Here is a 14293-nt window from a genome sequence, read left to right on the forward strand (position 1 = left end):
AGTTAAACAAATTAATGTTTAAAATGACGTGTTCCTGTAAATACCATTGCTAATTTATTTTCATTGCAATAATCGATACTCAATTGGTCTTTTATTGAACCTCCTGGTTGAATTACAGCTGTGATTCCTGCTTTTTTGGCTAGCTCAACGCAATCAGGAAAAGGGAAGAAAGCATCACTTGCCATTGACGCTCCGTGTAAGTCGAAACCGAAAGCATTGGCTTTGTCAATCGCTTGCATCAAAGCATCTACTCTTGAAGTTTGTCCAGTTCCAGATGAGATAAGGGTTCCGTTTTTAGCAAAAACAATGGTGTTTGATTTGGTATTTTTACATACTTTGGAAGCAAAAATCAAATCCTCAACTTCTTGAGTTGTTGGAGCAGTTAAGGTAACGGTTTTTAAATCTTCTTTTGTATCTGTAATATTGTTTCTTTCTTGAACTAGTATTCCGTTCAAACAAGTACGAACTTGTTTTTGAGGTAAGGCTACTTCGTTTTGAACTAAAATAATTCTATTTTTCTTTTCTTCTAAAATAGCGATGGCTTCTGTATCAAATGCAGGAGCAATAACTACTTCACAGAATAATTTGTTGATTTCTGTTGCTGTAGCTACGTCAATCTTTGCATTAGCAATTAAAACGCCTCCAAAAGCCGATGTTGGGTCGCAAGCTAAGGCAGCTAAATACGCTTCACTAATCGTTTTTCTGGTAGCTAACCCGCAAGCATTGTTGTGTTTAAGGATGGCAAAAGTTGGTCCGTCATTCTTGAATTCGTTAATTAAATTCACAGCAGCATCTACGTCAAGAAGGTTATTGTATGACAATTCTTTTCCATGAACTTTGTTGAACATTTTGTCAAATTCACCAAAGAAAAATCCTTTTTGGTGTGGATTTTCGCCATAACGCAATACTTGACCGTCAGCAATACTTTCTTTATAAATGGTTTCGTCAGTATTAAAATAGTTGAAGATTGCACCGTCATAATGTGACGAAACGTGAAATGCTTTGGTTGCCAAAAGTTTTCTGTCTTCTAATGTAGTAGCACCATTTTGATTGGTAATCATATCTAAAAACAAACTATAGTCGTCAACCGAAGCCACAATTACAGTGTCTTTGAAGTTTTTTGCAGCAGCACGAATCAATGAAATTCCACCGATATCAATTTTTTCAATGATATCTGCTTCGCTAGCACCTGACGCTACTGTTTTTTCAAAAGGATACAAATCAACAATCACTAAATCAATTTGAGGAATATCAAATTCTTTCATTTGTTGCACATCACTTTCATTATCTTGACGGTTTAAGATTCCTCCAAAAACTTTTGGGTGTAATGTTTTTACTCTTCCTCCGAGGATAGATGGGTAAGAAGTTACATCTTCAACAGGAATTACCGGAATGCCTAAGTTTTTGATAAAGTCTTCTGTTCCTCCTGTCGAATAAAGGGTTACATTTTGAGAATGCAATTTTCTTACAATTGGTTCAAGACCGTCCTTTGAAAATACTGAAATTAATGCAGATTGAATAGATTTAGTTGTGCTCATTGTGTAGTTAAAATTATAAAGTGCAAAAATAGTTTTTTTTTGATTATAAATTTCATTCGAATGCTGTAACATTCTACTAAAAATGAATACTTATGAAGAAGACTTTTTTTATTAGGTTTTTGAATAAAATTTGCTCAATTTTACATTGATACAAAAGAGAATAATATGCTGGTATATCTTCGATTATTAAAAGAGAGTTTTGGCTTTGCTATGAATGCCCTGCGAAATAATAAACTAAGGACTTTACTTTCTTTGTTGGGAGTTACCATTGGTATTTTTTCTATCATCGCAGTGCTTGCTGCGGTAGATTCATTGGACAAAAAAATCAAAAAAGACTTGAGTAGTTTAGATAAAAATACTATTTATTTAATGCGATTTTCTTTTGGTCCTTCCGAAATTCCGCAATGGAAAAGGGAACAATTTCCAAATGTAAAATACGATGAATACGAATATTTAAAAAATTCCATGAATGATTTGGATCAAATGGGATTTCAACTTTTTGTCAAGAGAGAATCCTTAAAATACCAATCAGCTTCGGTAAGCGACGTTAATGTAGTTCCTGTTTCTCATGAATTTATTGATATTCAAGGTTTGGAATTTGACGAGGGTCGATTTTATAATGAATCGGAATCCAACTCAGGAGCTGCCGTTATTGTTTTAGGAAACGAAATCGCACAAAACCTTTTTGAAGATAGCAATCCTATTGGGAAAGATATTCGGTTGTACGGACAACGTTTTTCAGTTATAGGTGTTTTGAAAAAACAAGGAGCGGGAATGTTTGGAGACAGCAATGACACTTCTGTTTTTATTCCAGTTAATTTCTTAAGACGAATGTATGGAGATAATAATGATGCAATGACTCCAGTGATTTTAATTAAGCCTCAAAAAGGGATTGATATGGATGCTTTTAAAGCAGAATTAAGTCAGAAGCTGCGAAATTATCGTGGGATGAAAACGGATGAAATCGACAATTTCTTTATTAATGTATTGTCTGGATTTACTGATTTAATTGATGGAATTGTAGGTCAAATGAATGTGGTAGGGTGGATTATTAGTGGTTTCTCATTGCTGGTGGGCGGTTTTGGAATTGCCAATATTATGTTTGTTTCAGTTAAAGAAAGAACCAATTTAATTGGAATTCAAAAATCCTTAGGTGCTAAAAATCGATTCATCTTATTCCAATTTTTATTCGAAGCGGTTATTCTTTCTGTAATTGGTGGAGCTGTTGGCTTGTTCTTGGTTTGGATTATCTCTGTAGTGCTTACTAAAGCGCTGGACTTCGAGTTTGTATTGAGTATGAGTAATGTGTTTTTAGGAACAGGATTGGCTGCATTAATAGGATTGATCTCTGGAATTTTGCCAGCAATCACAGCTTCCAAATTAGATCCTGTAGAAGCGATCCGAACAGGAATGTAATAAATAAAACATTCCATTATAAGCATAAAAAATCCCGAATTATTCGGGATTTTTTATTTATCTAATATCGTTGTTTTGAATCAAATCGATATACAAATTAATATTGTCTTTCAATTCTTTTCTTGGCGTGATAAAGTCTAACAAACCATGTTCTAAAAGAAATTCAGCAGTTTGAAAACCTTCTGGCAAATCTTTACCAGTAGTGTCTCTAACCACACGAGGCCCTGCAAAACCAATTAAAGCACCAGGCTCAGAGATGTTGATATCTCCTAACATAGCGTAAGAAGCAGTAGTTCCTCCTGTTGTTGGATCAGTACAAAGTGAGATGTAAGGTAATTTAGCTTCAGCTAGCTGAACTAATTTTACAGATGTTTTAGCCAATTGCATTAAAGAGAATGCAGCTTCCATCATACGCGCTCCACCTGATTTTGAAATCATTACGAATGGCATTTTGTGCTTTATAGCGTGATCAATACCTCTTACGATTTTTTCACCTACAACTCCTCCAATAGACCCTCCGATAAAGGCAAAATCCATACAGCAAACGACTAAGTCTTTTCCTTTAGATTTTCCAACTCCTGTTCGTACAGCGTCATTCAGTTTGGTTTTAGAAGTAACGTCTTTTATACGATCTGAATATTTTTTGGTATCAACGAAATGTAATGAATCTTTTGAAGTCATGTTTTTATCCAACTCATTGAATTCATTGTTGTCGAATAAAATTTCGAAATAAGTTTCACTTCCAATTCGAACATGAAAATCATCTTCAGGACTGACGTATAAGTTACGTGCTAATTCCTCTGCATCAATAATTTTTCCTGTTGGAGATTTGTACCAAAGACCTTTTGGAACATCCATTTTTTCTTCGGTAGGAGTAGTGATTCCTTTTTCCTGTCTTTTAAACCAAGCCATATTGATATAATTATAAATTATAAATTGCGAATTACGAAATCATTTCGCAATTCGCAATTAGTCAATTCTTATAGAGTGTTTACATTGTTCAAGTCAGCAAAAGCTTGCTCTAATCTTGTGTTGAATGTAACTTCGCTCTCACGTACCCATCTTCTTGGATCGTAATATTTCTTGTTTGGAACATCAGCACCTTCTGGGTTACCAATTTGTGATTTCAAGTAGTCAATGTTTTTAACCATATAATCACGGATTCCTTCTGTGTAAGCAAATTGTAAATCAGTATCGATGTTCATTTTAACAACACCATATCCGATAGCTTCTCTAATTTCTTCTAAAGTAGAACCTGATCCACCGTGGAAAACGAAATCTACTGGATTAGCTCCTGTATTGTATTTGTTTTGAACGAAGTCTTGAGAATTTTTCAAGATTTTCGGAGTTAATTTTACGTTACCTGGTTTGTAAACCCCGTGAACGTTTCCAAAAGCAGCGGCAATAGTAAATTTGGGACTTACTTTTGATAATTCTTCGTAAGCGAAGGCTACTTCTTCTGGTTGAGTGTATAATTTTGAACTATCTACATCAGAGTTGTCTACACCATCTTCTTCACCACCAGTGATTCCTAATTCGATTTCTAATGTCATTCCCATTTTACTCATACGAGCTAAATATTCTTTACAGATTTCGATATTTTCTTCGATAGGCTCTTCTGACAAGTCAATCATGTGAGAAGAAAATAATGGTTTTCCTGTTGCAGCAAAATGTTTTTCTGAAGCATCTAACAAACCGTCAATCCAAGGCAATAATTTTTTTGCACAGTGGTCAGTATGTAAAATTACAGTTGCTCCGTAAGCTTCTGCTAAAGTATGAATATGAAGTGCTCCAGCAATTCCACCAGCGATAGCTGCTTTTTCACCTGCATTAGATAATCCTTTTCCTGCGTTAAATTGCGCTCCACCATTAGAAAACTGAATGATAACTGGTGCGTTTAATTTTGCAGCTGTTTCAAGAACTCCGTTGATTGTACTTGATCCAGTAACGTTTACTGCAGGAAGTGCAAAACCTTTTTCTTTTGCATAATTGAAGATCTCTTGTACTTGATCTCCCGTTGCTACGCCTGGTTTGATGTTGTGTGCCATTGTAATTATTTTAAGTTGTTTTTAGTTTTTAGACCGCAAAAATAAGAATTAATTAGCATTAGAAAGGATAATTTATCCCAAAATTTAATACAGAGCGCGCAAAATTATAATCTTTTAGCCATCTGCTTCCGCTTTCGTAAGCAGGGTTATAGGTCTTAAATCCTAGGTCAAAACGAACTACAAAAAAACTTAAATCGTATCGTAAACCAAAACCAGAACCCAGTGCGATATATTCTAAATCTTTGATTCCAGTAAATTTAGCTTTCGCATCTTCAGTGTTATCTAGTACGTTCCAAATATTTCCTGCATCGGCAAATAAGGCTCCTTTAAGACTGCCTAAAATCTTGAATCGGAATTCACTACTCAAAGCAATTTTCATATTGGCTTCGTTAAAATCGTTGACTCCACCCGTGCTTCCTGGACCTAAACTATAAGGTTGCCAACCTCTGTTATCATTGGAACCCCCTGAATAGTAACTTCTCGAAAAAGGAATACTTTTTGAATTTCCAAACGGAATCGCAATACCAAAAAAGCTCCTAACTGCGAAGACTTTTTCTCGAGATAAATCCCAAAGTTTAATAAAATCAAATTCGGTTTTAATGTATTCAGAATATTCCAAATTGAAAATTTCATATTTGCCATCCGACTTTTTAGGTAGGTTGGCGGTATTGGCAAACAAAGATAAAATAGAACCAGCCGATTCGATTTTGGCTTTAAAAAGATGGAAATTGGTATCCGTTAACTCTTTTTTTGTGGTTTTAGTAAAACTAAAGCTGGTGGCTAAGATAAAGTCGTTTTCTGTAAGCCTTGTTTTTCTTTCTTCTATGCTTTTTACACTTGAATAATCACTAGTAGTTGTAGTAATTGTGCCGTTCAAGACGTTATTCATGAAACCTTCGGTCCCTTTTTCAATAATTAAATTCCCATTGGTATCAAGATAGGTTGGGTCTAAAGTGTAATTCGGGTTTTTTGCTAAAGTATTCAAAGCAGTATAAGAAGATTTGTACACATTGAAATAATTCTGTGGATTCAAATTTCTAACAAATTGGACATTGAAAAGATCAAAACGAGCCGTGTTATTTTTTTTAGGGGTCCAATTATAGGTAATAGCACCGGTGAAATTCTCTTTGTCTAAACCAATGTTTTTTTGAGTTGAAAAACCAGTGTTTATCGTAGTGGTAGGGATCATGCTTTTTGGAATGATTCGCTCGGTATTAAACGGTATTACCATTCTAGGAAAACTTAGTTTTAAATCCAATCCGTATTCAGATGTATTGAAAAATACATTGTTAGGATTGGCAAAATCTTTGGAAGATCCCATATTAGCACGTCCAGAAAATTGTAATGTTTCAGCTCCATTAAATACATTTCGGATCGAAATAGAAGGGCTAAACCCAATACCAAAGGTCTGAATGTTGGAATGAGTGGCGTCAAAAGAAAGTCCGAAACTGTATTTTTTTCTTGGTGTTAAATAAATCTTGGCGATAAGCGATTGGTTAGTGGAGTCCTTTTTGTCAATTTCATACAAAATAGAAGGGTAGTTGAACACTTTAAGATTACTCAAATAGCGACTAGTTAAAGTTGTTTTTGCATCCGAAAACAAACCTCCTTTGGTAATAAAAATGGCATCGGTAATAGCGTAAGGTTTGTATTTTAATTTTTTCTTACTGTACAAATTGAAGTTTTTATACGAAATACTGTCGGTAATTTTTGCATCGGCATCAGAAGCTGAATAGTCAGTAAACACATTGACTTTGCTTATTTTGTATATTTTAAATGGTGTAGTTCTGGTAGAGTCTTGTTCTTGATAGCTGTAATCGCCAATGGCTAAATCAATATTGGCTTTATTGTGTTTATTGATGGTGTCAATATCAAAAGTGACATCATTAGGTTGAAAGTGATATACACCATTGTTTCTAAAATGAGTCGTGATACGGTTTCTTTCATTTTCGAAATCTTCTGTTTTGTATTGTTTGCCAGTTTGTATGAAAGACGCACTTTTAACCGATTTGTATAGAGAATCTAATGCAGGTGTGGTAATGCTGGTTTTTAAAGAATCAATAAAGTAAGGTTTTCCAGGTGTAATAGCGTATTTTACTTTTGCTTTTTTGGAACCAATACTATCAAAAGAAAAAGTAGCTTTTACATCAAAAAATCCCTTGTTGAAATAGAAATATTTCAATCGAGCAATTGATTTTTCTGTTTTTGTTTTATCAAAAATCACAGGGGCTTCTCCTGTTTTTTTCAAGAAATCATGAATACCATGATACCAAAAAGATTTGCCTAATTGGTCTACTTGTTTGGCCGACAGCCATTTTGACATTCGAGCATATTTTTCAGGATCTTTTTTAAATTTGGCTTGGTAAGTTGAGTCAGGATTTGGATTAGCCCAATTGTGTATTGCTAAGAAAAAAGGGATACCTAAGATTTTGCTATTGGGTTTTTGGTACAATTGATCAATCGTAATTTCGTCTGAAACTACTTTGTTGTTTTCAAAAATTTCGTTTTTAGTCAACAAGAATTTGCCGTTTGGAACCCTTTTTACAGAATTACATGCGGAAATAAATATTGCAATTAGGATAAATGCTACTATTTTTGTGAAAATCTTTTTCAACTGTTCTAGAAATTTAATTCAAAAGTACATTTTTTTATGGTTAGTAAAAACCAAATAAAGCTTATATCGAGTTTGCAACAAAAAAAACAGCGAATAGCACATCAATTGTTTATTGCTGAAGGAATCAAAGGTATTCAAGAATTACTGGATGCTAGTTTTGAATTGGATCATTTGTATACTACTCAAAATGATTTTGAAATGGTTTCAAATAATCAGAAAACAGTAGTATCTGATGCTGATTTGAAAAAAATAAGTGCTTTAGCAACTCCCAACACTTGTTTGGCGGTTTTTAAAATGCCCAAAGAGAAAAAGATTGAAGCTTCAGGTTTGATTCTGGCACTAGATTCAGTTAGAGACCCAGGGAATTTAGGAACCATTATGCGTTTGTGCGATTGGTTTGGGATCCAACAATTGATTTGTTCCAAAGAAACGGTTGATATTTACAATCCAAAAGTAGTTCAAGCTACTATGGGGTCTATCGCTAGAGTGAATGTGAGTTATGTCGATTTGAATGATTTTCTAACAACTACTTCATTACCTGTTTTTGGCACTTTTATGAACGGTGACAACATCTATAAAACTGCTTTACCTCAAGAAGGAATTATTGTAATGGGCAATGAAGCGAATGGAATTTCGCCTGAATTAGAAAAAATAATCAAAAATAGATTAACAATTCCTCGTTTTGGAACAATTCAAAAAACGGAGAGTTTAAATGTTGCCACCGCTACTGCGATTGTTTTGAGTGAATTTCGCAGTGCTTCGCTCTAAATGTGCTTTAGTGAAAAGTGAAATTGATGAACAATCCTCGAGTTCTCATCGACTCGATATTGCTTGTCCAAGGACTTGTAGGATCGTTATCCTGAATTAATTCGTCTTTTAACCCAAACACACCTCTTACTGAAGGAGAGAATATAAAATACTCTGAAAAAATATCGATACCTAATCCCAATTCATAATTTGGACTCCATGCTTTTACTCTGAATCGTTGGCCAAAATTATCGTCTTTAGAACTAGCATTACTAGATAGATTTAAGGTAGTTGAGAAGCCACCTAATAGATAAGGACGAACATTTCCAGTTCTTAACGCTGAAAATTTTAGTAATAATGGGAGGTGAATATAAGTGCTATTCACTTCTCGAATTTTATCAGAAGCTTTTGCAGGTGCTGTAAAATTGATAAAATAACTCTCAGGATAATTTAAAGTTCTTTTGGTGTAATACAATCCGGGTTCAAAACGCAAGTTGAAATATTCTTGAAGCCTAACATCAGCGACCAGACCTACATTGAAACCAGTTGTTTTTTGTACCTGAATGTCGTCGGCTACGTTGGCCTTGTAGTTGAATTTAAAATCGTAAGAATTTAAACCCAAGAAAAAGCCAAAATACAATTTTTGCTTTTGCCAATTTTCTAAGTGTATAACTGGATCCTTGCTGAAAATACTTTGCGTAAATTGAGCATAGCTACTAGTTGTAAATACAATTAAAAGTAAGAAAACGGCTTTTTTCATATTATTTTTTAGATGCTGAATAAATGGTAGCTACTCCAAATGTTTGAGGTAAAGCTACAACATCTATAAACCCAATTTTCCTCAAAATATTGTTTAACTTTTCTCCATAAGGAAAAGCAGCGGCAGATTCGGATAAATATCCATAAGCTACATTGTCTTTAGAAAATAGTTTTCCTATTAAAGGGAGGATATTGTTGCTATAAAATTGATACCCTTGTTTGTAAGGTGTTTTTTCTGGAACAGAAGTTTCTAAAATAACAAAGGTTCCATTAGGTTTTAAAACTCGAAGAATTTCGGCCAATCCTTTTTCTAGATTTTCAAAATTACGAACTCCAAATGCAACGGTGATAGCGTCAAAGTAATTATCCTCAAAAGGAATATTTTCTGAGTCTCCCAAAACCATTTCAATAGTTTGGGATAAGTTTTTTGTTGCAATTTTTTGAACTCCTACCTCAAGCATTCCTGCTGAGATATCTAAGCCTATAATTTTATCTGCTTTGGTTTGAGCCATTAAAATAGCTAAATCCCCAGTTCCAGTTGCGATGTCTAAAATGGTTTTCGGATTAGATTGCGCGACCATTTTCAATACTTTTTTACGCCATTTCACATCGATTCCAAATGAAATTACTCGATTGAGATTGTCGTAATTTCCTGAAATGGTGTCAAACATTTGAGCGACTTGTTCTTTTTTGCTTAAAGAAGAGTCTTTATAAGGAGTGATTTTTTCAGCCATTTTTTTTGTTTGTGCAAATATAAGTAAAGTCTAGTAACTACAGAGAGGTGATCCTATTCAATATCGGGTGTAGAATAAAAACTTAAAAAATCACTAAAAGTGGGTATTGCAGTCCAAGTATTTAATGTTCAATTTTACCAACAGAGAAAATTAATTTTTTTCAATGTTCAATTGGGAGTTAATGAATAATAATCAAGTAGTTAGCTTTGCGTTGCTGCTATAAATGGGTCTTTGTACTTTTTAAAATTTCTTGTAAAAGGATTTTAAGTTTAACGCAAAATACGTTCTTAAGAATTAATTTGTTTTTGGAAACTTTAAATTTATTCGATTGTATTGCCTTCGTGGTATTTGGCAATACTTACTTAAAAAAGTAAAAGACATTTCATTCTCCCAATACATTGAAAAAAGCTTCCTTTAAGCTATTTTATTTCTTTACAAAAGTTTGATAAGTGTAGTCATAAAGATGTTTTTCATCTTTAGCATTAAAATCAGATTGGACTAAATCCCATTCAGACAGATTAATATCTGGGAAAAAGGCATCCGCTTCAAAATCTCCGTGTACTTTGGTAATTTCGATTTTATCTGAAAAAACAAGCGCTTGATTGTAAATCTCTCCTCCGCCAATAATGTAAATAGTCTCGTTTTCAGGACAGGCTTTGATAGCGTTTTCGATGCTATTAACAACAATGCATCCTTCAGGTTGATAATCGTGTTGCCTAGTAATAACGACGTGTGTTCTATTAGGTAAAGGCTTTGGAAAACTTTCAAAAGTCTTTCTCCCCATAATGATGTAGTGTCCAGAAGTTAATTCTTTGAATCTCTTAAAATCATTTGGCAAGTGCCAAACCAATTCGTTATTTTTTCCTAAAGCATTATTCTCGGCAACTGCCGCAATCATTATAATCATATTGATGTTCTTAGTTTTGGATCGAAAGAAGTCGCTAATCATATTTTAACTTGTTTTAACGACGTTTTTCAGTCCATAAAGGTAAAATTTATTTTCAAAAAGCCATTTCGTTGATTGTTAAATATTTAGTGCGAAAAGGTTTTCTTATTTTGGATTTTATGAAATAAATAGCTTAAAATAAGAATCCGATGGCAAATAGAATCAGTTTTTGTCATTATCCTAAAAATTTACTTTCGTTTTTTTGGGTCGTCGAATTGTGGTTACTTTGTTGCATAATTCTAAAAATGAAATAGTTATGTCAATTAAAAAACAATTTGTAAAAACAAAACCAGTTTGTAAGGTTACTTTTTCAGTAGAAGCAAAAGAAGCAAATACAGCTTCGGTTGTAGGAGATTTTAATAATTGGGATCAAGAAGCAGGAGCTTTGAATAAGTTAAAAAACGGAACTTTTAAAGGTGTTTTTGATTTGAATAAAGATGCGTCTTATGAATTCAAGTATGTGGTTGATGGTCAATTTGTAAATGAACCAGAAGCTGATTCTTTTCGTTGGAACGATTATGCCGGAGCAGAAAATAGTGTTTTATCTATATAATTAAAAAATCCGCTGAAAAGCGGATTTTTTTGTTTTTATACTGCAACACTTCCTCTAATTAGGGGGTGTGGGTCATAGCCTTCTAGAGTAAAATCATCAAAGTCAAAGTCGAAAATATCTTTGATTTCGGGATTCAAAATCATTTTTGGCAATGGTTTGGTTTCGCGAGACAATTGCAATTCTAATTGTTCAAAGTGGTTGTTATAGATGTGTGCATCACCAAAGGTATGGATGAATTCGCCAACACCTAAATTACAAACTTGAGCTATCATCATGGTCAAAAGCGCATAAGAAGCAATATTGAATGGGACGCCTAAAAATATATCCGCTGAACGTTGGTATAATTGACAAGATAATTTACCATCAGCTACATAAAACTGAAAAAAAGCATGACAAGGAGGTAAGGCTGCTTTATTGTTAGCCACATTTTCTTCAAATGATTTTGTTGTATCTGGAAGTACTGATGGATTCCAAGCAGAAACTAACATTCTGCGACTATTAGGATTTGATTTCAATTCTTTGATTAAATCAGAAATTTGATCAATTTCTTCGCTATTCCAATTGCGCCATTGGTGTCCGTATACAGGGCCTAAATTTCCATTGGCATCGGCCCATTCGTCCCAAATTTTCACTCCGTTTCCTTGAAGATATTTAATGTTTGTATCGCCTTTTAGAAACCAAAGCAACTCGTAAATAATAGATTTAAGGTGTAGTTTTTTAGTAGTAACCATTGGAAAACCTTCGTTTAAATCAAAACGCATTTGATAGCCAAAAACACTTTTGGTTCCAGTTCCGGTTCGGTCTCCTTTTTGACAACCACTTTCCATTACGTGTTGTACTAAATCTAGGTATTGTTTCATGTGGGTTTGTTCTTTTTATTATAGTAAGGAATCTTCTAATGGCTTTTATAAATTACCCCGTTTTTCATTACAAATGTAACGTTCTCTAATGTCTTTACTTTTAGTAGTGGGTTTTCATCTACTGCAATGATATCTGCAAAGAAATTAGGTTTAATTTGTCCAATTTCATCTGCAACTCCTAATAACATAGCATTAGTAATTGTAGCGGATTGAATTGCTGCTAAAGCGGGCATACCTGCTTCTACCATGTAGCCAAATTCTTTTCCATTTTTACCATGGTCATAGACTCCTGCATCAGTTCCAAAGGCAATTTTAACTCCTTTTTTATATGCTTTAGCAAAAGTAGATTGAAGTTGAGGACCAACTTCTCTTGCTTTAGGAACTACAATTTCTGGATAAAATCCTTCAACTTCGGCCTTCAATGCTACTTCTTTTCCGGCTGTAATAGTTGGAACTAAATAGGCATCGTATTTTTTCATTAGTTCCATAGTTTCTTCACTCATAAAAGTCCCATGTTCAATGGTTTTAATTCCTCCTAGAATAGCTCTTTGCATTCCTTCGTCTCCATGAGCATGAGCTGCAGTTAACATATTGTAATCTTTTGCAGTAGTGGTTATGGCTTTAATTTCTTCAATTGAAAATTGTGGATTTTTACCGCTTTTAGCTACACTTAGAACGCCTCCGGTAGCTGTAATTTTGATTACATCTGCACCTTCTTTGTAGCGTTCTCTAACTGCTTTTACTCCATCTTCTGGTGAATTGACTACTCCTTCGTGCGGTCCTGGATCTCCCATTAATTGATGATTACTCCCATTAGTTGGATCAGCGTGACCTCCCGTTGAAGCAATTGCTCTTCCTGCAGTATAGATACGTGGTCCTTTTGCAATTCCTTTATTAATAGCATTTCGTAAAGAAATATTCACTCCTGTCCCTCCTAAGTCGCGAACTGTTGTAAACCCTGCCATTAGGGTAATCTCTGCGAATCGAGCAGCCTCAAAAGCAATGTCGGCTTCGTTATTAGTGAATTTAGAAGCATAGCTTTTTGGGTTTTGTTCGCTTTCAATGTGAACATGCATATCAATAAGTCCGGGTAGTACGAATTTATTTTTTAAGTCTACTTCTACATCATTGGTATTCTGTTTAACAGTATATCCTTCGGCAATTTTAACTACTTTATTTTTGGAGATAATTATTGTAGATGATTTCATTTGCTTTCCTGTTTGCACATCTAATATTGATCCACAATGAAGATAATAATCTTGTGAATAACCCGTTAGTGTGTTGAATGCAAGAATTAAAACAAAAGCTAGTTTGGTAATTTTCATCATGACTATTTTGGTTGGTTAGATAGGTGAATTAGCATTCTCTTTTTGAAATTTCATCTCTAATTTTGGCAGCTTTTTCGTAGTCTTCATTTTCTACAGCTTCAGCTAATAAACCATTTAGTTCTTGAATACTATTGGCAGAATACGTTGCTCCAGATTGATTGCTTTCTACTTCGTGACCAAATGTTTCAGGATTAGAAAGAATATCGTCAATATCTTCAGAATCTTTATTGGCGTCAGTTGCATTAGTATTTAAATAGATACCTGCTTTGTCTAAAATGTTTTTGTATGTAAAAATAGGCGCGTTGAAACGAAGTGCTAAAGCAATAGCGTCAGAAGTTCGCGCATCTATTATTTCTTCGATTTTATCTCTTTCACAAATGATACTTGAATAAAAAACACCATCAACTAATTTGTGAATGATAACTTGTTTCACCACAATATCAAATCGGTCAGCAAAATTTTTGAATAAATCATGAGTTAGAGGACGAGGTGGTTTGATCTCTTTTTCTAAAGCAATAGCGATAGATTGTGCTTCAAAGGCTCCAATTACAATAGGTAATTTTTTATCGCCGTCGACTTCGTTCAAAATCAAAGCATAAGCTCCGTTTTGGGTCTGGCTATACGAAATTCCTTTTATAGATAATTTTACTAAACTCATGTGTTACAAATGAAAATTTAGGAAGGTCTAAATAAAACTCCCTAAAAGCAAAGATACAAATATCATTGTTTTTAGGGAGCGGTTTTTTGTTG

13 protein-coding genes are annotated in these 14293 nt (G+C 34.0%); 3 read left to right on the forward strand and 10 right to left on the reverse strand.

Features of this window, described 5'->3' with window-relative positions; genetic code table 11:
• Positions 1-11: 11 nt before the first annotated feature.
• Positions 12-1538 carry a bifunctional phosphoribosylaminoimidazolecarboxamide formyltransferase/IMP cyclohydrolase gene (gene purH / locus RMR09_RS00490; RefSeq protein WP_310593874.1) on the reverse strand — a complete coding sequence of 509 codons (1527 nt, stop codon included), beginning with the start codon at positions 1536-1538 and terminating at the stop codon, positions 12-14.
• A 165-nt stretch (positions 1539-1703) separates the two neighbouring features.
• On the opposite strand from purH, the gene RMR09_RS00495 reads away from it, so the two are divergent.
• Entirely contained in the window at positions 1704-2954 is a 1251-nt protein-coding gene (locus RMR09_RS00495) for an ABC transporter permease (RefSeq protein WP_310593875.1), read from the forward strand.
• 57 nt (positions 2955-3011) lie between these two features.
• Here the strand turns inward: RMR09_RS00495 and accD are convergent, their stop codons facing one another.
• From accD to RMR09_RS00510, 3 genes are all read right to left on the reverse strand, one after another.
• Complete coding sequence (accD, locus tag RMR09_RS00500) at positions 3012-3866, reverse strand: acetyl-CoA carboxylase, carboxyltransferase subunit beta (protein WP_310593876.1); 855 nt, start codon at positions 3864-3866, stop codon at positions 3012-3014.
• Positions 3867-3934: 68 nt separating this feature from the next.
• Positions 3935-5002 carry a class II fructose-bisphosphate aldolase gene (gene fbaA / locus RMR09_RS00505; protein ID WP_310593877.1) on the reverse strand — a complete coding sequence of 356 codons (1068 nt, stop codon included), beginning with the start codon at positions 5000-5002 and terminating at the stop codon, positions 3935-3937.
• Between the two features lie 58 nt (positions 5003-5060).
• A complete protein-coding gene (locus RMR09_RS00510) occupies positions 5061-7616 on the reverse strand; it encodes a BamA/TamA family outer membrane protein (RefSeq protein WP_310593878.1) in 2556 nt (851 codons plus the stop codon).
• A gap of 36 nt (positions 7617-7652) precedes the next feature.
• Between RMR09_RS00510 and RMR09_RS00515 the strand changes: the two genes are divergently transcribed.
• Positions 7653-8384, forward strand: coding sequence for an RNA methyltransferase (locus tag RMR09_RS00515; protein WP_310593879.1), 732 nt, complete (start codon positions 7653-7655; stop codon positions 8382-8384).
• A gap of 7 nt (positions 8385-8391) precedes the next feature.
• On the opposite strand, the gene RMR09_RS00520 is transcribed toward RMR09_RS00515, so the two are convergent.
• The 3 genes from RMR09_RS00520 to RMR09_RS00530 form a co-directional block, all read right to left on the reverse strand.
• Positions 8392-9123 (reverse strand): porin family protein, encoded by a 732-nt coding sequence (locus RMR09_RS00520; RefSeq protein WP_310593880.1) that lies wholly within the window; start codon positions 9121-9123, stop codon positions 8392-8394.
• Between the two features lies 1 nt (position 9124).
• Positions 9125-9856, reverse strand: coding sequence for a bifunctional demethylmenaquinone methyltransferase/2-methoxy-6-polyprenyl-1,4-benzoquinol methylase UbiE (gene ubiE / locus RMR09_RS00525; protein WP_310593881.1), 732 nt, complete (start codon positions 9854-9856; stop codon positions 9125-9127).
• Positions 9857-10280: 424 nt separating this feature from the next.
• Positions 10281-10763: a dihydrofolate reductase gene (locus tag RMR09_RS00530; RefSeq protein ID WP_310593953.1), complete on the reverse strand. Its 483-nt coding sequence runs from the start codon at positions 10761-10763 to the stop codon at positions 10281-10283.
• A gap of 295 nt (positions 10764-11058) precedes the next feature.
• Between RMR09_RS00530 and RMR09_RS00535 the strand changes: the two genes are divergently transcribed.
• On the forward strand, positions 11059-11355 hold the full coding sequence (locus tag RMR09_RS00535) for an isoamylase early set domain-containing protein (RefSeq protein ID WP_310593882.1): 297 nt from the start codon (positions 11059-11061) through the stop codon (positions 11353-11355).
• A gap of 35 nt (positions 11356-11390) precedes the next feature.
• On the opposite strand, the gene RMR09_RS00540 is transcribed toward RMR09_RS00535, so the two are convergent.
• The 3 genes from RMR09_RS00540 to RMR09_RS00550 are packed head-to-tail and all read right to left on the reverse strand — an operon-like array spanning position 11391 to position 14201.
• Positions 11391-12215 carry a thymidylate synthase gene (locus RMR09_RS00540; RefSeq protein WP_310593883.1) on the reverse strand — a complete coding sequence of 275 codons (825 nt, stop codon included), beginning with the start codon at positions 12213-12215 and terminating at the stop codon, positions 11391-11393.
• Positions 12216-12250: 35 nt separating this feature from the next.
• Complete coding sequence (locus tag RMR09_RS00545; RefSeq protein ID WP_310593954.1) at positions 12251-13540, reverse strand: amidohydrolase family protein; 1290 nt, start codon at positions 13538-13540, stop codon at positions 12251-12253.
• Positions 13541-13571: 31 nt separating this feature from the next.
• Positions 13572-14201: a bifunctional nuclease family protein gene (locus RMR09_RS00550; RefSeq protein WP_310593884.1), complete on the reverse strand. Its 630-nt coding sequence runs from the start codon at positions 14199-14201 to the stop codon at positions 13572-13574.
• Positions 14202-14293 lie beyond the last annotated feature (92 nt).

Origin of the sequence: Flavobacterium sp., assembly GCF_031537875.1 — a bacterium.
GTDB lineage: Bacteria > Bacteroidota > Bacteroidia > Flavobacteriales > Flavobacteriaceae > Flavobacterium.